Below are 23016 nucleotides of genomic sequence, written 5' to 3' on the forward strand. Positions count from 1 at the left end.
AAAAGAGGTCCCAGCGTTGCATCCTGAACCCTAATGCACTTCAGGCCCTAAATCATATTGAATAATCCAAAACAGCTGGCGAGCGAGAGCATGGGCGCACATGTTAGTGGACGGCTGCCGCAGAGATGGGTTTTTGTCATTTACGTTGATACCGAGATTGAAAGGAGCACGCGGTTTGGTAGGGCCGGCGCTGACTCCCAGTGCGATACCGATCACCATATTTCGCAGGCGTGCCATTGGAAAATATCCGACCAGGACATGCGCTATTAAAACCAACGCAGTTAACGAAATTTATCTGTAGCGAATCCAGGTGAAAAACAACACGGAGCAGAACTTGATGGCGTAAGACAGATCGTTGCCCTTCTTGCTTTTTCCGGAATGTCTCTGCTTGAAATGTATCGGTACCTCCCGAAAGCGAGCCCCTGTCTTGGCAGACAACATCAAAAACTCGGATGCCTGAAATTGATCCTCATGCAAATTCAAAAGCTTCAATGAAGATACCTTTATCGCCTTGAAACCGCTGGAAATATCCGTTATTTGTTGTCCGCTAAGTAAATTGAATAAAGCCGTGAAGAATTTGACTCCCCAGTGACGCCAAACAACCGTGATATCGTGTTTTCCTAGTATCCTCGATCCAATCACCATATCCGCTTCGTCTTTCATCAAGGGCTCTACCAAGGAGGGAATTTCTTCCGGGTTGTTCTGGCCGTCGGCATCGATCGTCACTACATACTGATACCCCAAATTGATTGCCAGTTCGTAGCCAGCGCGCAACGCGGAGCCCTGGCCCCGATTCGTCATTTGTCGAAAATATACGCAAGGCGATGCAACAACAATATCACGGGTGTTATCGCTGCTGCCGTCATCTACAAGCAGAACGGTCAGCGATTTCCCAAAATCGATAAGGCTGCTGAATCGATCAATCAAATGAGAGAGGTTTTCAGCCTCGTTGTACGAAGGGACAATGCACAATACCTGCCGTTGATCCTTTTGAGGAATCTTTTTATATTCGTCAGAAGTGTAAAAATTCGTCAAGGAAAACTCTCTGTTCAATAAATCCAGCTTGCGCTTGTTTACTTCGCTCTTGTCCAACAGCTGCAAAATAAGCATGAACAAAATGCCGATGGCGAGGATCATGGACAGAATGATGCCGCCGTTCTGGGCGGGAGAAAGTCCGAAAAGTCTGGCCGTCGATCGAATAACTACATGTAAGGCGCTGATCACGATCAGCAATACGCCGGCGACGAACAGATACTTATCTTGTACTCGCGCTGTCGTGAAGTCACGCAGGCGCTTGCCTGAGAAAAACATCAGCAACAGTCCGACGACTACACTGAAGGGACGAAAGGAATTGAAGAATAATTCATACATTTGAGCTGTTTCCTTCCACGTTGCTACAATACGTGTTCTTTGTACCATTTTATGGTCTTTTCCAATCCATCCGGAAGCGACGTTTCAGGCTTGAACCCGAGTTTTTCCTGAGCCTTGTCATAAATTGCAAAGTTTTTATCCACCTCGCCAACTCTCACAGGTTCATACTTGATCGGTATGACCTTGTTCGGAAAATGACGATAAATGGCGTCGGCCAGCTGCGAAATGCTAGTACCTTGTCCCGTTGCCAGGTGGAAAATATCGAAATTTTCCGTATCCTTGTTCAATGACAAAATAATTCCATTACATAGATCTTCCACATAAATGTAATCGCGCACGGAAGTTCCGTCGCCATATATTGTAATAAACCGACCTTCGTGAATTTCCTTGATGTATCGCGTAATCACACCTTGTTTGTGCGCGCTGTACTTTCCGTATACGTTAGCAAATCGACAGCACACTGTCTTCATGCCATACGATGCTGCATATGCGCTGCAATACCCTTCTCCTGTCAGCTTGCTCGCGCCGTATGGGGATATTGGTTGCGGTACTGATTTCTCATTGACGGGAGGTGTGGCATTACCCATCAATGCGCCTCCTGTTGAGGCAAATACGAATTTCCTGACATTTGAAAGTCGTGCGGCTTCAAGGACATTCAATGTCCCCTGTGCGTTCACGCGGAAATTGTCTATCGGAGTTTGGACTGAGTCGACTACATTACCAAAGGCTGCCAGGTGAATAACCGCATCCACATTTGTGAAACACGGAAGGATTTCATCCAATTGACGGATGTCTCTCCGGTGAAATTGGACATCAACGCCATCCAGATATGAATTACGGCCTACCGACAAATTGTCCACGACGACTATTTCTTTGCCGTGATCACGCAACTGACGAATTAGGTTTGCGCCAATGAAGCCAGCACCGCCAGTTACCAGAATCCGGTGATAATTGTAGTAGTTCATTGTTTTTCGGTCTATTTTTGGAATCAAAGGCGATTGCGTGACCCCGGTTCGATCGAAACCGCTCGCGAAAAGATATCCCGAGTCACTTCGTTCACAATTTCCTAATTGCGATCCTTGATCTTTCAATGACAATTATTTGAAGTCATGCGGTTCATTGCGAGAAAAACCAGCACCCCCAAGCTGGGACGTTATCGATACAACCTTATCCAAAGCCAACTTGAAGCGCAAGGAACGATGGCTGTCGGGACGGTGCGGAACCAGCTGTTGCAAGGTGAGCGTCCACCACCTGCTAGGATGGCGTGACACGACTTTGGTGCGAAATGAGCGTTCACCCTGCGCTTGCGAAGGCCAAATATTCCTGTTCAGGCTGGAATAGACATGGCGTTGACTGTGGATGATAGATATCTACCATGAACAAGCTTTTACGGAATTCATTGCGCCTGTTGGTCCTTTTGGCTACAGCGGGAGTCTTCAGTTACTACTTGAAGAATCATCCCGATCTGCTCAAGCAACTCGTGCGTACTCCGCCACATGTGGTGGCGGTGCTCGTGTTGCTGTACCTAGCTTGGTTTGGTGCAATGGCGTTAACTGTTCAAGCTACCCTGCGTATCTGTAACTGCACCCTTGGCGTGGGAGAAAATCTATTGCTCAACACGTACTCTACGCTGGTCAACTTCTTCGTGCCCGGGCAGGGTGGTGTGGCCGTGCGAGGGTTATATCTGAAACGTCGTTACCAGCTGGGCATGCGCCACTTCATTCTGGCGACGTTGATTTACTACATGAGTTACGCCATTGGCAGCGCGTTCATGCTGCTTGTCTCTAGTCGGCCATGGTGGCAGACCACGCTCGGCGTGACACTTGTTGTGATGGGAAGCATATCGATAATGTATTTGTACGAGCGGCGGTCAGGGGCGAGAACAGACGCACTTGACATGCGATTTGCGAACTTTGGTTTTCTTTTTGTCGCGACCATGATACTGCTGATTGCGCAAGCGAGTATCTATGCCTACGAGTTACGTTCGATCAACCCCGGTGTAACTTTGCAGCAGGCGGTGACCTATACCGGCGCTGCCAATTTTTCAGTGTTTGTGGCTTTGACACCCGGGGCCATCGGTATTCGTGAGTCCTTTCTGTTCTTCAGCCAGAAACTGCATCATGTCGATACATCCACGATCATGGCGGCAAACGTTTTGGATCGCAGTATATTTCTTGTTTTCCTGGGGCTCCTGTTTATTTTTAGTCAGGGAGCTCATATCAAGAAAAGCCTCGATTTGTAGCTTACTGTTCGTCAGGGTGGGGAAGCTTCCTGAGGACAACCAGCTGGTTGCCGCCGAACTGAAATTTCTGGTACCGCTCAATTTTGAAGCCGAATTCAATACAGGCGTGCATAAAAAGCTTTTTGTTGAAAATTGTGACGTGATCGTCAATTACGTCTTTACGTACTAGTCCGATAAATGCAAGCGCCCGGAGGATGACGTGATTCCCATAGGGCGTCGGTGTTGTAATGATGACAAGCCCGTCGTCGATCAATATCCTTCTCAGATTCAAGAATATCGCCTTGAGATTCCAGAGGTGCTCTATTACCGCCAGCGCCAACACGCAGTCGTACTTTTCTTCCAGGGGCCAGGTGATCGTGTCGAGATCGAATGAATAAAAGGAATGGTCTGGATACCTGGTCCGAAGTTCGGAGATGCTGCTTTCCAGGGCCTCGACTCCGGTGTAAGACGAGATCGCTTTACGCACTTCACTGGAATCTAGGATGGTGGCCGCTCCACAGCCGAGTTCGAGCATGTCGCCCTTGAGGAATGGGACAACCCTGTTCGTGCGCGCCGATGCGAGCCATTTGGTGAGGGGTGCTGCGTCATTTAACCCGACATAAGGGGTTTCGTTTATTTCTTTCATGGATGTCCGGCCCGAAGATGCATTGCCTGAGATTGACGAAAACGCTTCGAGGTCCGCGCTGAGCGTCTGACATGTGCGCGAGGCTTCGAAGGGTTTACGATTTGCTGTTGGCCCATGACGTCGATCAGGTCTTGCTGGTGGCGACGTCCCGGTTCCACAGCGATACGCACGGGATCCTGCTGCGGTCGCAGCGGTAGGCGTACTTCTTGGCGATTTCCGTGACTTCCTCCATCAGGCCCTCGCTTAGCGTGATCGGGTCCAGGCCCAAGTGCAGGAAGCGGTCGTTGGCCACGTGCAGCTCGTTCTCGTCGGCCTCGTTGCGCGGGTTGGGCAGGTTATCGATCTTGGCGCCGGTGCGGTCGGCGATCATCTTGGCGAGGTCGCGCACGCGGTGGGTTTCAGTCATCTGGTTGAAGATGTGCACGCGGTCCCCCTTTTTGGGCGGATTCTCCAGCGCGATCTGGATGCACTTGACCGTATCTTGGATGTGGATGAAAGCGCGGGTCTGGCCACCCGTTCCATGCACGGTCAGCGGGTAGTCGACCGATGCCTGCATCAGGAAACGGTTGAGGACGGTGCCGTAGTCGCCATCGTAGTCGAAGCGATTGATCAGGCGCTCGTCCATGCGGGTCTCGACGGTCTGGGTGCCCCAGACGATGCCCTGGTGCAGGTCGGTGATGCGAACCTTGTCGTTCTTGTTGTAGAAGTGGAACAACAGCTGATCCTGCGTCTTGGTCATGTGATAGATGCTGCCAGGGTTGGTGGGATAGAGAATTTCGCTCTCTACCAATTCGCCACCCTCGACTTCGATCTTCACCTTGAGGTAGCCCTCGGGAATCTTCATTCCTGCAGTGCCGTAGCCGTATACACCCATGGTGCCCAAATGGGCGATGTGGATGTCCAGTCCGCTTTCCACAACTGCGGCCAGCAGGTTGTTGGTGGCGCCGATGTTGTTGTTGACGGTGTAACGCTTGTGCCTGCTCGACTTCATCGAGTAAGGGGCTGCGCGCTGCTCGGCAAAGTGAACGACGGCGTCGGGTTTCCACGTGCGAATCACGTCCAGCAGGCGGTGGTAGTTCACGGCCACGTCGAAGTTATGGAATTCGATGTCCTTGCCGGATACCTCTTTCCACGTGCGCAAGCGCTCGCCCATCGGGCGGATTGGTGTGAGTGACTCGCACTCCAGCTCGATGTCGATATTGCGCCGCGACAGGTTGTCGACGATCAGTACGTCATGGCCCTGGGCCGAGAGATGCAGTGCCGTCGGCCATCCGCAGAAGCCATCACCGCCAAGAACCATCACTTTCATCGTGCTTCTCCTTCAGTTCGATCGGGGCGCTTCGGCCCGTTCTGTTTTCGTGCTTGGAATCTCGTTGTTGTTGCCGGTTGGATTCGCCGCCAGTGCGGCCGGTGCGTCCATGCAATTCTGGTCTCCCGGTTGGGCGCGTTTTAGATGGCGGGTTAAGGGTCGAACTGCAGGCCGCATTCCCTGGACGCTTCATGCTCCCCCACCAGCGTCCCGCATGTTCTCCCTCGCCGAATCCGGTGGCCTATGTGCGAGGGGGCATGATCAAGATAAGTTGACGGTTGAGTCTCCTTCAATGGCAGCCCGCTTCAGGCGGCTTACATAGTGAGGCCACCGGTCGCTACAGACGATGATGCCCTTTTGGGGCGCGCTATGCGAGCGCGCGTCGCGAGATATCACGGCGGTCCGGTGGAAGCTTCCCCCTCTGACACGCCGGCTTAACCAGCCGCCTCAGCCGATTCGGCTAGCCCGCGACCTTTCGCAGGCCGCTCTCCAAAAGATGGCAGCTTCTTCCTGAGGCCCATTGCCGGTTTTTCGATCAGGCGCCATGACAAGTAGGCGATGGGAAAGACAATCACAGTCGAAAGAAGGATGTTCATATAAGCACTTTGGCCTGGTCTCCATACCAATTGCTGAATTGGCCAAGCATAGATATAAACGCCATATGAAATATCCCCCAGCCGATCCATGTCGAAGTGAGGTAGTCGGTAAGTGAAGATAAACAACAGATAAGTAAGGCAGATCGGGTACACATACTCGAAGTGCCCGAATTCCACCGCGGCAAAGGGGCCAATCGAGGCGGCGATTGCGAGAGCCCAATTCAGTGGCAGCGCCGTTCTGTTGATCCATGCCAGCGAGCCAAGCAGGAAGAACGTCAGCGGACTTGCAAAACTACTCGACTGCTCAAACAGCGGCAGCGAGCCCGAGCTGAAATGCGTGACGGCCAGCAATATAACCAGTGCAGCACTGGCTCTGATGCGTGTGTCGAGTACACCAAAAAATCCCAGAAGTACCACGAGCAGGTAGCATCGAAGTTCAACCGGCAGAGTCCACGATGAACCGTTAGTAGCCCCGGCAAAGTGGTTGTGCGAAAAGACATAAGGCAAGTTGTACTTCCACTCCCACAGCGTGGCATTCCACATATTGGCCCAAGGGTTGGAATGGAAGTATTGTTCGAGGGATACGCTGGTGCACAGGGGGCCGATTAACAGTATGGCAACCAGAGAATAGACGATGACCGCCGGGTATAGCCTCAGTGCGCGGGAGGCGACGAATGCGGTAGCCCCTCTTTTTGTAAATGAGGCGGTGACCAGATAGCCGCTAATTGCGAAGAACCCGCTGACTGCGATACTACCTATCCATGCGTAAGGTAGCAGGAGTCTCGAGATGGGATCAGACCCATTTGCCGAAATTGGGAACGAGTGACCGATAAGTACTGACCACGCCAGAATGAATCGCAGAAAAGTGAAATTATTGTCTCGACGCTTTTCAAAATCTGACAGCATCATGAGCGCTCCTCGCTCGAGAACATCTCTTCGATTGTATGGCGACAATTGATAGCCACTTGCCTGGGGAGATGTGGGGCGGTCCTCATGAGTCTCGGCTCAGCTCGCGCATTCTTCGTATCGTTGCGTTTAGCGCAGCAAACGAGAGCACTACGGCTACGCACACCAGCACATACGCCGGCGAAAGATATGGGGTGATCATGCCCGGAAAGGCGGAAATATCGACTATCCCGAGTAGCAGCAATCTCGATACAAGCAGGGCCCAGACGGCAGTGGCCAGCACACTTATAGTCTCAAGCCGGCGCTTGAAGAGTGCTACGCCAGCGACGATCAGCATCGCCAGCAGGCCGGCGGCGGCTAGCCACGGCATGACGATGGAGAAGGCCCCGCCGAAGAAACGTCTTACCGCTGTCGCGGCCCTGATCTGGATATCCGGGCCGAGGGCTCCGGCGGAGTGCTCCGAGACCACATCGATGTTCAGGGTGGCCGCGCCAAGGGGGTATTGGACGTGTTGGCCAACCAATTGTCCAAGGTTCAGCGGTATGGAAGCGCCACGCTCGCCAACGAAGTTGAGGTTGCAGGGGGTGCTGCACACTATATTGAAGTCGAAGCGTTCCTGCGACGCGCCGGGGTCCTTGAATGCGGCCACCAGATCGGGGCTGGTGACGCGTGCAATGGGGATGATCCACGTATCGCCGTCGGTTTGCTCGATTTGGCCCGAGACCCAGTTGCCAGTTGGCGATCGGTACCAGCCTGCAACATGATAGTTGTGTTCAGGAGTATCTGCTTCTGAATGTTGCGCCGTTATAACCGGATTTCCAAGAAACGCGCGGTCGGCTTCAATATCCCTCGGGTTTCCGGAGCTCCGTCCCGGATCGAGGCTAGGTAGTTGTGCGTCAGTGATTTGCCGAGCTCCCGACAGCAGGCTGGCGGGAAGCTTCCGCCACTGGTCGGCAGAAATATGAGGCAGCAGTGCAATAGGAGAGGTCGAACACGTCAGTCGATGATTGCCGCAGGCCCGGATCACTTCGGCGGTCAGTTTCCGATAGAAGGCTGCCGCCTTGACCGGCGACGCGTAATAGCCCCTGGTGAAAACCGCATCGCGAAGTGCCCACATGAACCAGCCCCCCGCAATGTCGCCGCAAGTCGCTGGATAAAAGGAGCAGCCGAATTGCCAAGGTGTCTTTCCGCCAGCCGGATCAAAATAGTCCTTGAGGCTGCGAAAGCTCGGGCTCACGGCGTAAATCGCGAAGCGCGCCTGCCGCGAAACAGGCAGATATGGGATGCGTGGCCCGGCATCCACCGATTGCAGCGCTGCGAGCGTCTCCTTGAACGGCGCGCTATTGGTTTCCACACCTGTGGCTCTGCCGTAGGCAATCCAGTTGAGGCCGGAGAAGGCGCCCTGGGTCGCCACGAAGGCAAGCATCATCGCAAGCAACGGCAACAACGCATCGCGGGCAAGCGAATGCCTGCGCCAGGCGACCCATGCGCCATAGAGCACGATGATCGTGACGCCCGGAGCGATCCACACGCCTTCCTCGCGCGTCAGTGCGAGCCAGCCGGTGAACAGGCCCGATAGCAAGGCCCACTTGAGCCGTGTTTTTGGGGGTAATTCGGCGAACAGTGCGTAGCACAGTGTTCCCAGCACCAGCAGGGTTTCACCAGGGTAGATGGCGTCCCGCATGATGCGTTCGAGGTAGGGTGCCGGCGCCCAAAGCGTGAAGATGAACCCGCAGAGCGCGAGGTTGGGCATGCTCGCGAGTCGAGCGAAAACCCAGAAGAAGAGGGCGATGGCGGCGCACTGGAAGGCAGCATGGGACAAGCCAACGGGCAGCCCCAGCCAAGAATTGATGGCCAGGAAAAGTGGATAGCCCGGTCCCTTCATCAAGGTGAACTGACTGTAGATTCCAAGCCACTTTCCAGCGGCGAGCTGCTTGCCCAAGGCCATGAAGAGGGCATCATCACTTGAAAAATCGGCATGAATGACGATCGGAGTGTGGATCGAAAAGATAAGGAAAGCGATCGCAGTTATCGCGGCAAGGATTCTACGCACGAGAGTCGGTGAGACACGCCTCCAGTGCTTTGCATGCGCAGCCAGCGAATCGGGATGCGTCCTCATCGTTCCGACCTGTCACGCCGGAGAGCGATAATCAGCAAATTACTCGGCCAACCACCAAGTGCCACCGAGGAAACGCTGACATCGAAATCTGGCAGGGCTGCGGCAATACGCCTGCATTCCCTCGAGCTAAGTAAGTTCAGGTTTTCCTCAGAAGCGAAGAAGCTCATGCCACAGGCTCGAAGTGCCGCTCGAAACCAGGTTTTCGGTAGCCAATGCAATAGTGGCAACACAGTGTGAAACTCGACGGGAAACCAGCGATTTGGCGTAGTGAGAAAGACTGCTTTCCTGGAAACGCGAGCGCATTCAAGGACAAACTTGATCTGGTTCTCATACGAGCCCACGTGCTCGATTACAGCGGAGGAATGAACGACATCAAACGAGCGGTCCTCAAATGGCATGTCGAGACCACTTGCCTGAATGAACTTCATGCCGGGGTATTGCTGCTCGAGAAATGAAGCGTCATCAATGCCCAAAGCAGTGACTCGGTCTTTATGTGGATACCATGCCTCGATATAATTGGACGCCTCGTAGCTGCGATCGCTGGTGACTCCGACGTCGAGCAAGGAGTCGTTCTTGCATATCGCCACGTCTCGCAGGAATCGCGAATACATGCGCCGCCGCTGATAGGCCGCCAGTCTCACTGGCAAACTGTCCGGCTTGGCGATGTTGTATTGGCTATTGGGACGGCTTCGAGACATGAGAAAACACCCAGGTGGAGGACAGTACGAAGCTGATGCTTCCGGCGAGAACTGTGCTCACCGCGGCGATCACCATGTTCGACGAACTTGGATAGTAGTGTGCTAGGGCCTGCGTCGAGGCTGCGGTGAGAAGTGCGGCCAGCGCCTGTACTGCTGCATATCGCGGCAAAGTAACGGTGTGCGACGCATTGGATTCGAAGGTCCATGCTCGCTGCAATGCGTATGCGATACCGAATGAAATTAGGTATGCGGCAGCCGTTGCCAAGAACGGTGGAAATCCACCGCGCGCTTGCAACACCCAGGCGAGCGCAAAATAAAGGAGTGCGCAACCCCCGCCAACGACCAGAAACCTTGCCATTCTTCCGTGCATCAGCCTGGCTCACCTTGTGCCGCGTCGGGCTTCACGGGGCTTTTCACCTCGATATCGAGGAAGGCCGATAGAAAGCTGGTAAAGGCGACTTGGGTCGCCAATGCGATAGCGGTCCCCGAGACCAGAAGCAGGCGCAATATTTCACCGTACTGCAATGGCCCGAAATCGGCGTGTCGCCAGATATTGAGGCAGTGAAAGACACCCATGCCACCAGCAACCAGGAGAACGCCAGCGAACATCAGTGCGCGTTCCAGTGTCAGCGGTGAAACAGCCCTCCTGAGGCGATAGTCAGCCGGCAACAGTCCGCTCGAGGCGGCATATCGTCGGGCTACTACGGCAAACGATATGCATTGGGTCCCGATGATCATCGTGATACACCCGACGATGATGCTGTGAATATCGAGAGTGACGCCACGCGCTATCGTCACCGGTCCCGGAAACAATGCGAACGTCAGGATCGCACCCAGGACGAAGGTGATAAGTCCCGGATACAGGAACAGCCAGCGTGGGCTAAACAACAGCAGAAAACGCAGATGGCGCCAGCCGTCACGCCAGGTACGCAAATGTGGCGGTCGCGAGCGACCATCCTTGGAAAGGGTGGTGGCAACTTCGGTGATGGAGTACTTCGCCAGGGCTGAACGGACCACCAATTCGCTGGCGAACTCCATGCCAGTGGTCATGAGATTCAGCGCGAGAATTCGCTGGCGATTGAAGCCACGAAGTCCACAGTGGAAGTCCCTGACCGGGATGGAAAAGAACAGACGTCCGATGAAGCTCAGCACCGGGTTCCCCAGGTAGCGATGCAGAAAAGGCATGGCTCCCGCAGCGATGCCGCCCTTGAATCGGTTGCCCATGACAACGTCAAAGCCCTCGCGAAGCTTTTCAACGAAGGGAGCAAGTCTGCTGAAGTCGTAGCTGTCGTCAGAGTCTCCCATGATCACGAACTGTCCGTGGGCATTCGCGATCCCATGGGACAGGGCCGCCCCATAGCCACGAATGGGGACATGGACCACTCTGGCACCATGCCTCTCAGCAATTTCGATGGAACCATCAGTGCTGCCATTGTCGGCAATGAGCACTTCTCCCTGGATTCCGCTGCTCTGAAGAAACGCCCGCGCCTTGTCGATACATGTGGCTAGTGTTTCAGCCTCATTGAGGCAGGGCATCAAAATGGTCAATTCTAATGTGGATGTCTTGTCCATGTTAAACATGTTCTCCGAATATTGCCTTCAGACCGTCAAAGGAAGTAGTGCTTATCCAATGAGCTTCATCTATAGCCATTGACCAAGGGTCTAGTGACACAGGATGTCGTGCGTTCCGGGCTGTCGGCAAACAGCATTGTGCCCGGTCGTGCTGTTCATTGAGGCACAGTCAGTGCTTGATACGCCGATGCCAGCGCCAGGCTGTCTCTATGATGTCAGTGATATCAGTTACTTGTGGCGTCCATTCCATCAGCATCCTGGCTTTGTCGCCAGAGGCAACCAACACAGCTGGATCTCCTGTTCGTCGTTGTGCGTACTTGAAGTTGATATTTTCACCGGTCACATATCGGGCGGCATTAATCACTTCCAGAACGGTAAATCCCCTGCCGTTGCCAAGATTGAATACGTGGAATCCTTCACGCTCATTCATGAAGTGCATGGCTTTCAGATGAGCCGATGCCAGGTCATTTACATGAATGTAATCACGTACGCAGGTCCCGTCGCGCGTGGGGTAGTCATTTCCAAACACCTTCAATTCAACATCCTTGCCCAAGGCAGCAAGCAGCACGTTGGGGATCAAGTGCGTTTCCGGTTCATGCAGCTCCCCTATCTCACCGGATGGATCCGCGCCGGCAGCATTGAAATAGCGTAATGCGACCGAGCGCAAGCCATATGCCCCGGCCGCGTCAGCCAGCATCCGTTCAATCATCAGTTTGCTGGCGCCGTAGGGGCTTATTGGACGGGTGCTGTGATTTTCATCGATAAAATCATGTTCCGGATTGCCGAATACGGCGGCAGTAGAGGAGAAGACCAGCTTGCGCACCCCTGCCGCACGCATGGCCTGCAGCAAATTTAGGGTGCCGACGACGTTGTTATGGTAATAGCGGTACGGCTCAACGACCGACTCGCCGACTTGCGATAGCGCACAAAAATGCATTACCGCGTCAAACCGGCAATTCGCGAACAACTCGTTAAGTGCGGCTGAATCAAGGATATCTCCCTTGACGAATTGTGCCATTCCCACCGCCTCGCGATGTCCGGTCGAGAGATTGTCGAAAACTACGACTTCATGTCCGTTGGTGTTTAAATAGCGCACAACATGGGAGCCGATATAGCCTGCGCCACCACAAACCAGCACCTTCATGAAAAGTCCCTTAGCAAGTTGCCTGATGGAGCTGATGGGTCACTGCCATTCCCCTGTGCGGAGAAGGCCGGTCAGCCCAGCGCCTGCTCCAGCTCCGGAATGATCTTGAACAGATCCCCCACCAGGCCGAAATCGGCCACTTCGAAGATCGGCGCCTCGCCGTCCTTGTTGATCGCCACGATGGTGCCGGCGTCCTTGATGCCGGTGAGATGCTGGATCGCGCCGGAGATGCCGATCGCCATGTACAGCTCGGGCGCGATGATCTTGCCGGTCTGGCCGACCTGCATCTCGTTCGGGCAGTAGCCGGCGTCGACGGCGGCGCGCGAGGCACCCACGGCGGCGCCGATCCTGTCCGCGAATTTGTAGATGATGTCGAAGTTTTCCTTCGAGCCCACGCCGCGGCCGCCGGACACCACCTTGCTGGCGCCCTGCAGGTCCGGGCGGTCGCTGCTGCCCTGCTGCAGTTCGACGAAGCGGGTGTGGCTCGGCAGGGCGACATCGCTGGCCAGCGCCTCGACCGGCGCGTTGCCGGCGCCGCTGGTGGCGGCCGACCAGGAGGCGGTGCGGATGGTGGCGACCACGGTGTGGGCGGGATTCGCCTCGACCGTGATGATCGCGTTGCCGGCGTAGATCGGGCGCTTGAACGTATGCGAGGACTCCACGCTCATCACGTCGCTGACCTGGGCCACGCCGAGCAGGGCGGCGACGCGCGGGGCGAGGTCCTTGCCGAAGGTGGTGGACGGGGCGAACACGTGGCTGTAGCCCGCGGCGGCCTGGGCGATCTGCGGGGCGAGTACGGCGGCCAGCGGATGTGCATTCTCGGGCCTGGCGATGGTGAGCACCTTGCTCACGCCCTCGATCTTTGCCGCTTCGGCAGCGATCGCGTCGGGTGCGTCGGACAGCACCAGCACGTCGATGGCCTCGGGTTTCACCGCGACGGCGGCGCTGACCGCGCGCGCGGTGGCGGAGTTGAGTTTGCCGCCCAGGTGTTCGGCGATGATCAGGATCTTGCTCATGAGATGCGTTCCTTGTGTCTGCTGCCTTGTGGGAGGGACTTCAGTCCCGATGCTCTGCTGCTGGATGGATCAACGGCATCGCGGCTGAAGCCGCTCCCACAGGAGCGGTGCGGAATGAGGGGTTAAAGCAGGCCTTTCTGCCGCAGAGCGGCGACCAGTTCGGCGGCGTCCTTGACCATCACGCCCTTGCTGCGCTGGGCCGGCGGGGCAAAGTGGGTGGTCTTCAGATGGTCGTGCGCCGCGACGCCGAGCGAGTCGAACTCGATCGTGTCGATCGGCTTGGCCTTGGCCTTCATGATGTCGGGCAGCTTGATGAAGCGCGGCTCGTTCAGGCGCAGGTCGGTGGTGATCACGGCGGGCAGCTCGGCCTCGATCACTTCCAGGCCGGCGTCGACCTCGCGGGTCACCGTGGCCTTGCCGTCGGCGATCTCGACCTTGCCGGCGAACGTGGCCTGCGGGCGGCCCCACAGCGCGGCGAGCATCTGGCCGGTCTGGTTGGCGTCGTCGTCGATCGCCTGCTTGCCGAGGATCACCAGGCCGGGCTGCTCCTTCTCGATCAGCTTGAGGAAGACCCGGGCCGCGGTGAGCGGCTGCACCGCCTCGCTGGTGACCACGTGGATCGCGCGGTTGGCGCCCATCGCCAGGCCGTTGCGCAGGTGAGGGGTGAGATCGGCCGGGCCGATGCCGACCACGATCACTTCGGCGGCGACACCCTTCTCGCGCAGGCGCAAGGCTTCTTCCAGCGCGATGTCGTCGAACGGGTTGGCGGACAGCTTCACGCCATCCGTCACCACGCCGCTGCCGTCGGGTTTGACCTGGATGCGCACGTTGTAGTCCACGACACGCTTGTAGCCGACCAAGATTTTCATCAACGATTCCTTAGACATGCGCCCGTGCAGCGCGGGCGGTTAGTGACACAGCGGGCTATTCTAACCCGAGCGCTCGTCTTGGCATGGCATGTTGCCGACCCCGGCCCGGGCCGGGCTTGTTCGGCGTCGTCTGGGTATGATGTGCCACCGCTGTCAGTGAGTACCACCGGCGGGTTGGGGTCATCTGCCGTTCTGTCCCGGCGATGACCTGGGCCAGCCCCTTCTCCGACGACGAAGTCCTCGCGGCTGACCGGTTTCGATGTGGTCTTCCCCGTCAATATGTACAGAAGTGAGTGACGATGACATCACCCCGTCTTTCCATTGTGATCTGTACGTACAACGGGGCTCCCTTTCTGCAGCCTCAACTGGAAAGTCTGCTCGAGCAAACCCTGCTGCCTGATGAAATCGTCATCGGCGACGACGGATCGACGGATGCCACGCAGGACATCCTGCAGGCGTTTGCCGTGCGGGCGCGTGATGCCGGTATCGAGGTGCAACTGCGCAGCCATCCGCACAATCTTGGTTATGTCGAAAATTTCTCCGAGGCGATGCGCCTGGCCACTGGCGACATCTTGTTCCTGTGCGATCAGGATGACGTCTGGCGGCGCGACAAGGTGGCTCGGATGGCTGCAAGGTTCGAGGGCGACCCGTCGTTGCTCCTGTTGCACAGCGATGCCCGGTTGGTGGATGCGAATGGCGATTCATTGCGCTGCTCGTTGTTCTCCGCGCTGCAACTGACCTCGCAGGAGAAGCAGGCGATCCACGCCGGAGCGGCGTTCGAGGTGGTACTGCGACGCAGCTTCGTGACCGGAGCCACCAGCGCTTTCCGGCGCGAGTTGGTCACCCGGGCATTGCCGGTGGCGGCGAACTGGATTCACGATGAGTGGCTCGCCGCCGTGGCCGCCGCAACCGGGCGCATTGATTTCGTTGATGAGCCGCTGATCGATTATCGCCAGCATGGGGCAAACCAGATTGGTGCGCGCCGGCGAACGCTGGCGATGAAATGGGCTGACCTGCTGCTGCCGCGGGGACAGATGCTGGCGGGCGAGGCGGAGCGGTTGCAGCGTCTGGAAGAATTCATCCGGCAGGGTGAATTCCCCCGGGGTATCGAACGTGTCCAGCAAATTCGTCACAAGCGCGGGCATTTCGAACGACGCGCGGCGATCGGTCGATTGCCTCGAGGGCGGCGTTTGCCGGTCATCCTGCGGGAGGCGCGGCTGGGCGGTTACCGGCGTTACGGCACCGGCATCCGCTCGATGCTGCGGGATCTGCTGCGCCATGACTGACCATTCCGTGGCGACTGTCTGTGCGGTGATCGTGAGCTATCACCCCGAGCCGGCGGCCTTGTCGGCCCTGGTCGATGCGCTGGCGGCCCAGGTCGGCGCGGTGGTGCTGGTGGACAATGCCAGCAGCGGCGACTGGCAGATGCGGCTGGGCGAGGCGATCTCGGGGCGGGGCGGCGCGGTGCTGTGCCAACCGTGCAACAGGGGCCTGGCGGGGGCGCAGAACATCGGTATCGACTGGGCGCGAGCGCACGGCTATCGCCACGTGTTGCTGCTCGACCAGGACAGCATGCCGGGCGACGGCATGGTGGCAGCCTTGCTGGCGGCGCTGCAGACGCTGTCGGCAAGCAGCCGGGTCGCCGCGGTGGGGCCGCGTTTTCATGACACCCGCGAGGAGCGGCATGCCCCCTTCGTGCGGCTGGGCTTTCCGCTGAACCGCAAGCTCTGGTGCCAATCCGCCGGGCAGACCATCGCCTGCGATTTCCTGATCAGCTCCGGTGCACTGATGCCGATCGCGGTGCTGGACCGGGTCGGCCCGATGGATGAGGGGCTGTTCATCGACAATGTCGATCTGGAATGGGGTTTCCGCGCGCGTGCGCAGGGCTACACGCTGCATGGCGTGTGCGCCGCCACGATGCATCATTGCCTCGGCGATGCCCGCCAGGCGCTGCCGTTGGGCCTGGGTCAGATCGTGGTGCACGGGCCGGCGCGGCTGTACTACATGATGCGCAACCGCATCCGCCTGTACCGGTTGTCGCATACGCCGCGGGTATGGATCGCGCAGGATCTGCCGCGGGTGCTGGTCAAGCTGCTGTTGTTCGGCGTGTTGATCGGGCCGCGCCGGCGCAACCTGCGCTGCATGTTCCACGGGCTGTGGGATGGCGTGCGCGGCCGCCAGGGCGAAGCTCCCGCGTGGCTGAGGGAGACGGCCCGATCCGGCTAGCCGGATCGGGCGGCGAAGAGCTTGCCTCACATGTTCTGGTAGTTCGGCCCGGAGCCGCCTTCGGGGGTGACCCAGGTGATGATCTCGTACGGATCCTTGATGTCGCAGGTCTTGCAGTGCACGCAGTTGGCGGCGTTGATCTGCAGGCGTCGCCCGGCCTCGTCCTCGACGATCTCGTAGACGTTGGCGGGGCAGAAGCGGGTACACGGGTTGCCGTATTCGGTGGTGCACTGGTCGATGCAGATCGAGGTGTCGGCCACGTGCAGGTGGATCGGCTGGTCCTCGTCGTGCTCTGTGGCGGCGAAGTACACGCCGGCAAGGCGATCGCGCGGTGCCAGCGTGCGCTGGAGGTAGTCGCGTTTGGGTTCCTCCTGCGCGCCGAGCTTGTGCAGCGACGACCAGTCGGCCTTGTTCTTCAGCGTCCACGGCGAGAGCCCGGCGGTCACGGTTTCCCAGGCGGCGTTGAGCATGCCGAACCACAGGCCCTTCTTGAAGGCGGGTTTGATGTTGCGCACCTTCTTCAGCTCGGCCATCACCGCCGAGCCGCGCAGCTTCGCGTCGAAGCCGGCCGCATCGAGTCCGCTCGCGGCGAGGTGCTCGGCGGCCAGCATGCCGCTCCTGATCGCCTGGTGGGTGCCCTTCACCTTGGGCACGTTGAGCAGGCCGGCGGTGTCGCCGATCAGCAGTGCACCGGGCATTTCCGTCTTCGGCAGCGACTGATAGCCGCCGGTGACGATGGCGCGCGCACCGGCCGACAGGATCGTGCCGCCTTCCAGCATCGGCTTGGTCAGCGGGTGGTTCTTCCATTGCTGGAAAGCCTCCCACGGCTGGTAGTTCGGGTCGGTGTAGTCGAGTCCGCTGACGTAGCCGAGCGCGACCCGATCGCCGTCCAGGTGATACAGGAAGCTGCCGCCGTAGGTGTGGCTGTCGGCCGGCCAGCCGAAGCTGTGCACGATCTTGCCCGGGGTGACCCGGCCCGGCGGCAGCTGCCACAGTTCCTTGATGCCGATCGAGTAGCCCTGCGGATCGCTGCCGGCGTCGAGCCTGAAGCGCTTGATCAACTGCTTGGTGAGGCTGCCGCGGGCGCCTTCGGCCAGCACGGTGACCTTGGCCTTGATGTCGATGCCTTCGGTGTAGCCCGGCTTGTGCGTGCCGTCCTTCGCCACGCCCATGTCGCCGATGCGCACACCGGCGACCGAACCGTCCTCGTTGTGGACCACGTCGGCCGCGGCGAAGCCGGGGAACACGTCCACGCCCAGCGCCTCGGCCTGCGGCGCCAGCCACGCGCACATCGCGCCCAGCGAGACGATGAAGTTGCCGTGGTTCTTCATGCCCGGCGGCACCATGATCTTGCGCCCGCCGGTCTTGCTGAGCAGCCAGAACTCGTCTTCGCCGGCGGCCACGCAGACCGGCGGCGGGTTGTCGCGCCAGCCGGGCAGCAGCGCATCCAGCGGCTGCGGCTCGATCACCGCGCCGGACAGGATCTGCGCGCCGATGGTCGAGGCCTTCTCGATCACGCACACGCTGACGTCGGGCTTCAGTTGCTTGAGGCGGATCGCGAACGACAGTCCGGCCGGACCGGCGCCGACCACGACAACGTCGTATTCCATGGTTTCGCGTTCGCTCATGGCGGACTCCAGCTGGGATGGTGCGGGTGAAGGGGTGTTCGGCGCCGTGTCGGCACACGATACTCCCGCGCATTGTCCGGTTTCGCGCCGCGCGCGGCAACGCGTGCTGCGCTACCGCTTGCAATCGCTGCACGGGACACGGCGATAATCGAGGTCAATAACAAGGAGTATTCATGAATTCGACCCCGCCTCTCGCTGATCTCGACCTGCGCCGCGCATCGTTGTGCCAACTGCTGCACTGGCTGGCGGCGGGTCGTGTTCAGCCGGAGGCGCTCGCCGATGCCTATCAGCAGGCGATCGAGCGGATCAACCCGCAGCTCAACGCCTATGTCGACCAGCGCTCGGGCCTGATGCAGGAGCAGGCGCACATGGCCGACCGCCGCAGGCGCGACGGCGTGATCGGGCGGCTGGACGGCATCCCGCTGGCTCTGAAGGACAATTTCGACATGGCCGGCTGGCCGACCCGGGCCGGGCTGCCGGGGCGGCACAAGCCGGCGGAAGGTGACGCGCACGTGGTGGCGCGTCTGCGTGCGTCCGGCGCCGTGCTGGTCGGCAAGACCAACATGGATGAGGGCGCGCTGGGTACGGCCACCGACAATCCGCATTTCGGCGCCACCCACAATCCGCACCGTCATGGCTACAGTGCCGGCGGTTCCTCCGGCGGGGCGGCGGCCGCGGTCGCCGCGGGGCTGGCGGTGGCTGCGGTCGGTTCGGACAGCCTGGGGTCGATCCGCATCCCGGCCAGCTACTGCGGCGTGTATGCGCTGAAACCGACCCATGGCGAGATCTCCGCCCGCGGCATGGTGCCGGCAGCGCGCCGGCTCGATGCGGTCGGGCTGCTGGCGCGCAGCGCCGACGATCTGACCGTGCTGTTGCAGGTGCTGGCCGGCTACGACGCCGACGACGCGCGCTCGCGGCGCCGGCGCGTGGCGTTCGCGCTGCCGGACTGGGAACCGGGCAACCTGCGCGCGGGGCTGCTGCCGGATCTGGCCGCGCTCGGTGTGCAAGCGGACGTGATCGAGGTGTTCGAGGCCGCCATGGCGAAGCTGCCGCATGCGCTGGGCGACCGCCGCACGGTCGATTTCTCGGACTGGGATTTCGCCCGTACCCGCCGCGCGGGCCTGTTGCTGATGGAGGCGGAGATGCTGGGCACGTTCGCCGCGGACCTGGCCAACACGACGCATCCGGTGTCGGAGCGGTTCCGCCGCATGCTCGGCTTTGCCGCCGGCAAGAGTGCCGCCGATTATGCAGTGGCCGATCGCGTGCTCGATGCGGCCACCCTGAAGATGCGCCGCCTGTTTTCCCAGGTCGACGTGCTGGTGCTGCCGACCACGCCGCAGGGTGCGTTTCCGCTGGACGGACCGGTGCCGGATTCGGCGGCCGACCTCACCAGCTTCGCCAGCCTGGCCGGTTGTCCGGCAGTGAGCCTGCCGATGGGCAACCTGCCGAACGGCTTGCCGGTCGGTCTGCAGCTGGTCGGCGCGCGCGGTTCGGATCTGCGCCTGCTGGAGCTGGCGGCGGTATGCGCGGCGACGCTGGATGTCGAGCCGACGTATCCGGTGCTGGCGTAGGAGCGCACGCTGTGCGCGATGGCCGCGGCCCTTGGCAAAGAACATCGCGCACAGCGTGTGCTCCTACGCATCCGATCTGGGTTGTTTCGAGCTGCCTTCCACTGTGGTGCGGCAGAAGCGGCCCTTGCACGCCTGTGGTTATGGCCTCAGGCTATGTCGATGTGAAAAATCATTTGGACGGCCATTCGGTGAAAGCGCGAGTGCAGGTCCTAGAATGGTCTCTCGCGCGCGTTGCCAGTTTTCTTTTGGTGTTGCCTTTCCAGTCACCGATTTCGGGATTTTGATGCCATGACTCTGACTTCCGCATCGCGCTCCCACCTCGATAATCTCGAGGCCGAGAGCATCCACATCTTCCGTGAGGTGCAGGCGGGCTTCCATCGCCCGGTGATGCTGTACTCGATCGGCAAGGACTCTTCGGTGCTGCTGCACCTGCTGCGCAAGGCGTTCCACCCGGGGCGCTCGCCGATCCCGCTGTTGCATGTGGATACCACCTGGAAGTTCCGCGAAATGATCGCGTTTCGCGAACAGGTGGCCGCCGATGGTGACGTCGAGGTGCTGGTGCATATCAATCAGGATGGCGTGCGTCAGGGCATCTCGCCGCTGACCCATGGCGCCACCGTGCACACCGACGTGATGAAGACCGCCGCGCTGAAGCAGGCGCTGGACAAGTACGGCTTCGACGCAGCAATCGGTGGCGCCCGCCGCGACGAGGAGAAGTCGCGTGCGAAGGAGCGCATTTTCTCGTTCCGCAATGCGCAACACCGCTGGGACCCGAAGAGCCAGCGCCCGGAATTCTGGAATACCTACAACACGCACATCCGCAAGGGCGAGAGCGTGCGGGTGTTTCCGCTGTCCAACTGGACCGAGATGGATGTGTGGCTGTACATCCAGCGCGAGAACATCCCGCTGGTGCCGCTGTATTTCGCCAAGCCGCGGCCGGTGGTCGAGCGCGACGGCGCGCTGATCATGGTCGACGACGAGCGCTTCACCCTGCGCGAGGGCGAGCGGGTGGAAATGCGCGAAGTGCGTTTCCGCACGCTGGGCTGCTATCCGCTGACCGGCGCGGTGGAATCCTCGGCCGATACGCTGGAGAAAGTGATCGACGAGATGATCCGATCGCGCAGTTCGGAGCGGCAGGGGCGGGTGATCGACCAGGACCCGACCGCCTCGATGGAGCGCAAGAAGCAGGAGGGCTACTTCTGATGACCACGTCGACCCCGAGCCAGGCCGCCGCGCCCGCCAAGAGCCTGCTGCGCTTCATCACCTGCGGCAGCGTGGACGACGGCAAGAGCACCTTGCTGGGACGCCTGCTCTACGACGCCGGCATGGTGCCCGACGACCAGCTGGCAGCGCTGGCCCGCGACAGCCGTCGCCAGCATGCCGAGGCCGGTGACACGCTCGATTTCTCGTTGCTGACCGATGGTCTCGATGCCGAGCGCCAGCAGGGCATCACCATCGACGTGGCGTACCGCTACTTCCACACCACCCGGCGCAGCTTCATCGTCGCCGACTGCCCCGGCCACGAGCAGTACACCCGCAACATGGCCACGGGCGCCTCCAACGCCGAAATGGCGGTGGTACTGGTCGATGCACGCAAGGGCCTGCTGCCGCAGACGCGCCGGCACACATATATATGTGGCCTGCTGGGTATCCGGCAGGTGGTGCTGGCGGTCAACAAGATGGATCTGGTCGACTTCGATCAGGCCACCTACGACGCCATCGCGGCCGACTATGTCGCGCTGGCGGAGAGCCTCGGGATCGACCAGGTGCATTGCCTGCCGGTGGCGGCGCCGACCGGCGAGAATGTCGGTTCGCGTTCGACCCGCATGCCCTGGTACGACGGCGCCTGCCTGCTGGAACTGCTGGAGACGATCGACGCGGCGGCGTTTCGTGCGGAAGACTTCCGCATGCCGGTGCAGTGGGTCAATCGGCCGGACCAGTCCTTCCGCGGCTATGCCGGCACCATCAGCGGCGGCAGCGTGGCCTGCGGCGACGAGATCGTGGTGCAGCCGGGCGTTCATCGGGCCCGCGTCGAACGCATCCTGGGCCCGGCCGGCGACCTGCCGCGGGCACAGGCCGGCGAGGCGGTGACCTTGTGCCTCAGTCGGGAGGTCGATGCCAGCCGCGGCGACGTGATCGCCGATGCACTGCGTCCGGCGCCGGTGGCCGACCAGTTCAACTGCCACGTGCTGTGGCTGGGCGATGCCGCCCTGCTGCCCAACCGCACCTACCTCCTGAAGATCGGCACCCGCACGGTGAATGCGCGGGTGATGTCGATCAAGCACAAGGTGGACGTCAACAGCCAGGCCAAACTGGCTGCGCGGCATCTCGAACTGAACGAGGTGGGTTACTGCACGATCGGGCTGGACGACGAGATCGCGTTCGAGCCTTACGCGACCAACCACACGCTTGGCGGCTTCATCCTGATCGACCGCCACAGCCATGCCACCGTGGCCTGCGGCATGCTGGACTTCGCCCTGGGCCGATCGGCCAACGTGCACTGGCAGCACGTCGATATCGACAAGAGCGTGCGCGGCGCCAGCAAGGGCCAACGGCCGCTCTGCCTGTGGTTCACCGGACTTTCCGGCGCCGGCAAGTCGACGATCGCGAACCTGGTCGAGCGCAAGCTGCACGCGCTGGGTCATCACACCTACCTGCTCGACGGCGACAACGTGCGCCACGGCATCAACAAGGACCTGGGCTTCACGCCGGAGGATCGCGTCGAGAACATCCGTCGCATCGCCGAGGTGGCCCATCTGATGGTGGATGCGGGCCTGATCGTGCTGGTCAGTGCGATTTCGCCGTATCGCAGCGAGCGTCGCTCGGCGCGCGAGCTGTTCGCCGAGGGCGAGTTCATGGAGGTATTCGTGGACACCTCGCTGGAGGAATGCGAACGGCGCGACCCGAAGGGGCTCTATCGCAAGGCCCGCGCGGGGGAGATCCGCAATTTCACCGGCATCGACGCGCCCTACGAGCGGCCCGAGGCGCCGGACATCCACCTGCTCGGCGGCGGTCGGCGGGCCGAACAGCTGGCCGAGCAGCTGGTCGAGCAGATCGCGGCGCAGCTGCTGGTCAGCCCGGATATCCACCACGGACACGAGTGACGGTGGCGGGTCGTCGGACC

19 protein-coding genes are annotated in these 23016 nt (G+C 59.7%); 6 read left to right on the top strand and 13 right to left on the bottom strand.

Annotated elements, in window-relative coordinates:
- Positions 1-291: 291 nt before the first annotated feature.
- Together ACFPPA_RS14770 and ACFPPA_RS14775 are read right to left on the bottom strand one after the other, a co-directional pair.
- The gene (locus tag ACFPPA_RS14770) at positions 292-1371 is read right to left on the bottom strand and encodes a glycosyltransferase family 2 protein (protein ID WP_377321234.1); all 1080 of its coding nucleotides are present in this window, start codon (positions 1369-1371) and stop codon (positions 292-294) included.
- 23 nt (positions 1372-1394) lie between these two features.
- Positions 1395-2336: an NAD-dependent epimerase/dehydratase family protein gene (locus tag ACFPPA_RS14775; RefSeq protein WP_377321236.1), complete on the bottom strand. Its 942-nt coding sequence runs from the start codon at positions 2334-2336 to the stop codon at positions 1395-1397.
- A gap of 410 nt (positions 2337-2746) precedes the next feature.
- Between ACFPPA_RS14775 and ACFPPA_RS14780 the strand changes: the two genes are divergently transcribed.
- Complete coding sequence (locus ACFPPA_RS14780) at positions 2747-3613, top strand: lysylphosphatidylglycerol synthase domain-containing protein (protein WP_377321238.1); 867 nt, start codon at positions 2747-2749, stop codon at positions 3611-3613.
- A gap of 1 nt (position 3614) precedes the next feature.
- Here the strand turns inward: ACFPPA_RS14780 and ACFPPA_RS14785 are convergent, their stop codons facing one another.
- The 10 genes from ACFPPA_RS14785 to ACFPPA_RS14830 all read right to left on the bottom strand — a co-directional run bounded on the left by ACFPPA_RS14785 (position 3615) and on the right by ACFPPA_RS14830 (position 14467).
- Entirely contained in the window at positions 3615-4238 is a 624-nt protein-coding gene (locus tag ACFPPA_RS14785; RefSeq protein WP_377321240.1) for a class I SAM-dependent methyltransferase, read from the bottom strand.
- A gap of 124 nt (positions 4239-4362) precedes the next feature.
- Positions 4363-5538, bottom strand: coding sequence for an NAD-dependent epimerase/dehydratase family protein (locus ACFPPA_RS14790; protein WP_377321717.1), 1176 nt, complete (start codon positions 5536-5538; stop codon positions 4363-4365).
- A 443-nt stretch (positions 5539-5981) separates the two neighbouring features.
- Positions 5982-7052, bottom strand: a complete 1071-nt coding sequence (locus tag ACFPPA_RS14795) for an acyltransferase family protein (protein ID WP_377321242.1) — start codon at positions 7050-7052, stop codon at positions 5982-5984.
- A gap of 82 nt (positions 7053-7134) precedes the next feature.
- Positions 7135-9168 (bottom strand): hypothetical protein, encoded by a 2034-nt coding sequence (locus tag ACFPPA_RS14800; RefSeq protein ID WP_377321244.1) that lies wholly within the window; start codon positions 9166-9168, stop codon positions 7135-7137.
- Complete coding sequence (locus ACFPPA_RS14805; RefSeq protein WP_377321246.1) at positions 9165-9866, bottom strand: class I SAM-dependent methyltransferase; 702 nt, start codon at positions 9864-9866, stop codon at positions 9165-9167. The genes ACFPPA_RS14800 and ACFPPA_RS14805 overlap by 4 nt, the downstream gene beginning before the upstream one ends.
- A complete protein-coding gene (locus ACFPPA_RS14810) occupies positions 9844-10236 on the bottom strand; it encodes a GtrA family protein (protein WP_377321248.1) in 393 nt (130 codons plus the stop codon). The genes ACFPPA_RS14805 and ACFPPA_RS14810 overlap by 23 nt, the downstream gene beginning before the upstream one ends.
- Positions 10236-11438, bottom strand: a complete 1203-nt coding sequence (locus ACFPPA_RS14815) for a glycosyltransferase family 2 protein (protein ID WP_377321250.1) — start codon at positions 11436-11438, stop codon at positions 10236-10238. Before ACFPPA_RS14815 ends, ACFPPA_RS14810 begins: the two co-directional genes overlap by 1 nt.
- Before the next feature lie 169 nt (positions 11439-11607).
- Entirely contained in the window at positions 11608-12582 is a 975-nt protein-coding gene (gene galE / locus ACFPPA_RS14820) for a UDP-glucose 4-epimerase GalE (RefSeq protein ID WP_377321252.1), read from the bottom strand.
- Between the two features lie 71 nt (positions 12583-12653).
- Positions 12654-13598, bottom strand: coding sequence for an electron transfer flavoprotein subunit alpha/FixB family protein (locus tag ACFPPA_RS14825; RefSeq protein ID WP_377321254.1), 945 nt, complete (start codon positions 13596-13598; stop codon positions 12654-12656).
- Positions 13599-13720: 122 nt separating this feature from the next.
- Positions 13721-14467: an electron transfer flavoprotein subunit beta/FixA family protein gene (locus tag ACFPPA_RS14830; protein WP_377321256.1), complete on the bottom strand. Its 747-nt coding sequence runs from the start codon at positions 14465-14467 to the stop codon at positions 13721-13723.
- Between the two features lie 299 nt (positions 14468-14766).
- On the opposite strand from ACFPPA_RS14830, the gene ACFPPA_RS14835 reads away from it, so the two are divergent.
- Together ACFPPA_RS14835 and ACFPPA_RS14840 are read left to right on the top strand one after the other, a co-directional pair.
- Complete coding sequence (locus ACFPPA_RS14835) at positions 14767-15753, top strand: glycosyltransferase family 2 protein (RefSeq protein WP_377321258.1); 987 nt, start codon at positions 14767-14769, stop codon at positions 15751-15753.
- Positions 15746-16693, top strand: a complete 948-nt coding sequence (locus ACFPPA_RS14840; protein WP_377321260.1) for a glycosyltransferase family 2 protein — start codon at positions 15746-15748, stop codon at positions 16691-16693. The genes ACFPPA_RS14835 and ACFPPA_RS14840 overlap by 8 nt, the downstream gene beginning before the upstream one ends.
- Before the next feature lie 26 nt (positions 16694-16719).
- Here ACFPPA_RS14840 and ACFPPA_RS14845 read toward each other — a convergent pair whose 3' ends face one another.
- Positions 16720-18321 (bottom strand): electron transfer flavoprotein-ubiquinone oxidoreductase, encoded by a 1602-nt coding sequence (locus tag ACFPPA_RS14845; protein WP_377321262.1) that lies wholly within the window; start codon positions 18319-18321, stop codon positions 16720-16722.
- Positions 18322-18494: 173 nt separating this feature from the next.
- Between ACFPPA_RS14845 and ACFPPA_RS14850 the strand changes: the two genes are divergently transcribed.
- From ACFPPA_RS14850 to cysC, 3 genes are all read left to right on the top strand, one after another.
- Positions 18495-19892, top strand: coding sequence for an amidase (locus ACFPPA_RS14850; RefSeq protein ID WP_377321264.1), 1398 nt, complete (start codon positions 18495-18497; stop codon positions 19890-19892).
- Between the two features lie 288 nt (positions 19893-20180).
- Complete coding sequence (cysD, locus tag ACFPPA_RS14855; RefSeq protein WP_377321266.1) at positions 20181-21095, top strand: sulfate adenylyltransferase subunit CysD; 915 nt, start codon at positions 20181-20183, stop codon at positions 21093-21095.
- Positions 21095-22996 (top strand): adenylyl-sulfate kinase, encoded by a 1902-nt coding sequence (gene cysC / locus ACFPPA_RS14860; RefSeq protein WP_377321268.1) that lies wholly within the window; start codon positions 21095-21097, stop codon positions 22994-22996. The genes cysD and cysC overlap by 1 nt, the downstream gene beginning before the upstream one ends.
- Positions 22997-23016 lie beyond the last annotated feature (20 nt).

Source organism: Rhodanobacter ginsengisoli (assembly GCF_042657065.1).
In the GTDB taxonomy this organism is placed as follows: domain Bacteria; phylum Pseudomonadota; class Gammaproteobacteria; order Xanthomonadales; family Rhodanobacteraceae; genus Rhodanobacter; species Rhodanobacter ginsengisoli.

Coding starts and splice junctions, on each gene's coding strand:
- ACFPPA_RS14770 (WP_377321234.1), bottom strand. CDS start 1,371: ATGTATGAATTATTCTTCAATTCCTTTCGTCCCTTCAGTGTAGTCGTC.
- ACFPPA_RS14775 (WP_377321236.1), bottom strand. CDS start 2,336: ATGAACTACTACAATTATCACCGGATTCTGGTAACTGGCGGTGCTGGC.
- ACFPPA_RS14780 (WP_377321238.1), top strand. CDS start 2,747: ATGAACAAGCTTTTACGGAATTCATTGCGCCTGTTGGTCCTTTTGGCT.
- ACFPPA_RS14785 (WP_377321240.1), bottom strand. CDS start 4,238: ATGAAAGAAATAAACGAAACCCCTTATGTCGGGTTAAATGACGCAGCA.
- ACFPPA_RS14790 (WP_377321717.1), bottom strand. CDS start 5,538: ATGGTTCTTGGCGGTGATGGCTTCTGCGGATGGCCGACGGCACTGCAT.
- ACFPPA_RS14795 (WP_377321242.1), bottom strand. CDS start 7,052: ATGATGCTGTCAGATTTTGAAAAGCGTCGAGACAATAATTTCACTTTT.
- ACFPPA_RS14800 (WP_377321244.1), bottom strand. CDS start 9,168: ATGAGGACGCATCCCGATTCGCTGGCTGCGCATGCAAAGCACTGGAGG.
- ACFPPA_RS14805 (WP_377321246.1), bottom strand. CDS start 9,866: ATGTCTCGAAGCCGTCCCAATAGCCAATACAACATCGCCAAGCCGGAC.
- ACFPPA_RS14810 (WP_377321248.1), bottom strand. CDS start 10,236: ATGCACGGAAGAATGGCAAGGTTTCTGGTCGTTGGCGGGGGTTGCGCA.
- ACFPPA_RS14815 (WP_377321250.1), bottom strand. CDS start 11,438: ATGGACAAGACATCCACATTAGAATTGACCATTTTGATGCCCTGCCTC.
- galE (WP_377321252.1), bottom strand. CDS start 12,582: ATGAAGGTGCTGGTTTGTGGTGGCGCAGGCTATATCGGCTCCCATGTT.
- ACFPPA_RS14825 (WP_377321254.1), bottom strand. CDS start 13,598: ATGAGCAAGATCCTGATCATCGCCGAACACCTGGGCGGCAAACTCAAC.
- ACFPPA_RS14830 (WP_377321256.1), bottom strand. CDS start 14,467: ATGAAAATCTTGGTCGGCTACAAGCGTGTCGTGGACTACAACGTGCGC.
- ACFPPA_RS14835 (WP_377321258.1), top strand. CDS start 14,767: ATGACATCACCCCGTCTTTCCATTGTGATCTGTACGTACAACGGGGCT.
- ACFPPA_RS14840 (WP_377321260.1), top strand. CDS start 15,746: ATGACTGACCATTCCGTGGCGACTGTCTGTGCGGTGATCGTGAGCTAT.
- ACFPPA_RS14845 (WP_377321262.1), bottom strand. CDS start 18,321: ATGAGCGAACGCGAAACCATGGAATACGACGTTGTCGTGGTCGGCGCC.
- ACFPPA_RS14850 (WP_377321264.1), top strand. CDS start 18,495: ATGAATTCGACCCCGCCTCTCGCTGATCTCGACCTGCGCCGCGCATCG.
- cysD (WP_377321266.1), top strand. CDS start 20,181: ATGACTCTGACTTCCGCATCGCGCTCCCACCTCGATAATCTCGAGGCC.
- cysC (WP_377321268.1), top strand. CDS start 21,095: ATGACCACGTCGACCCCGAGCCAGGCCGCCGCGCCCGCCAAGAGCCTG.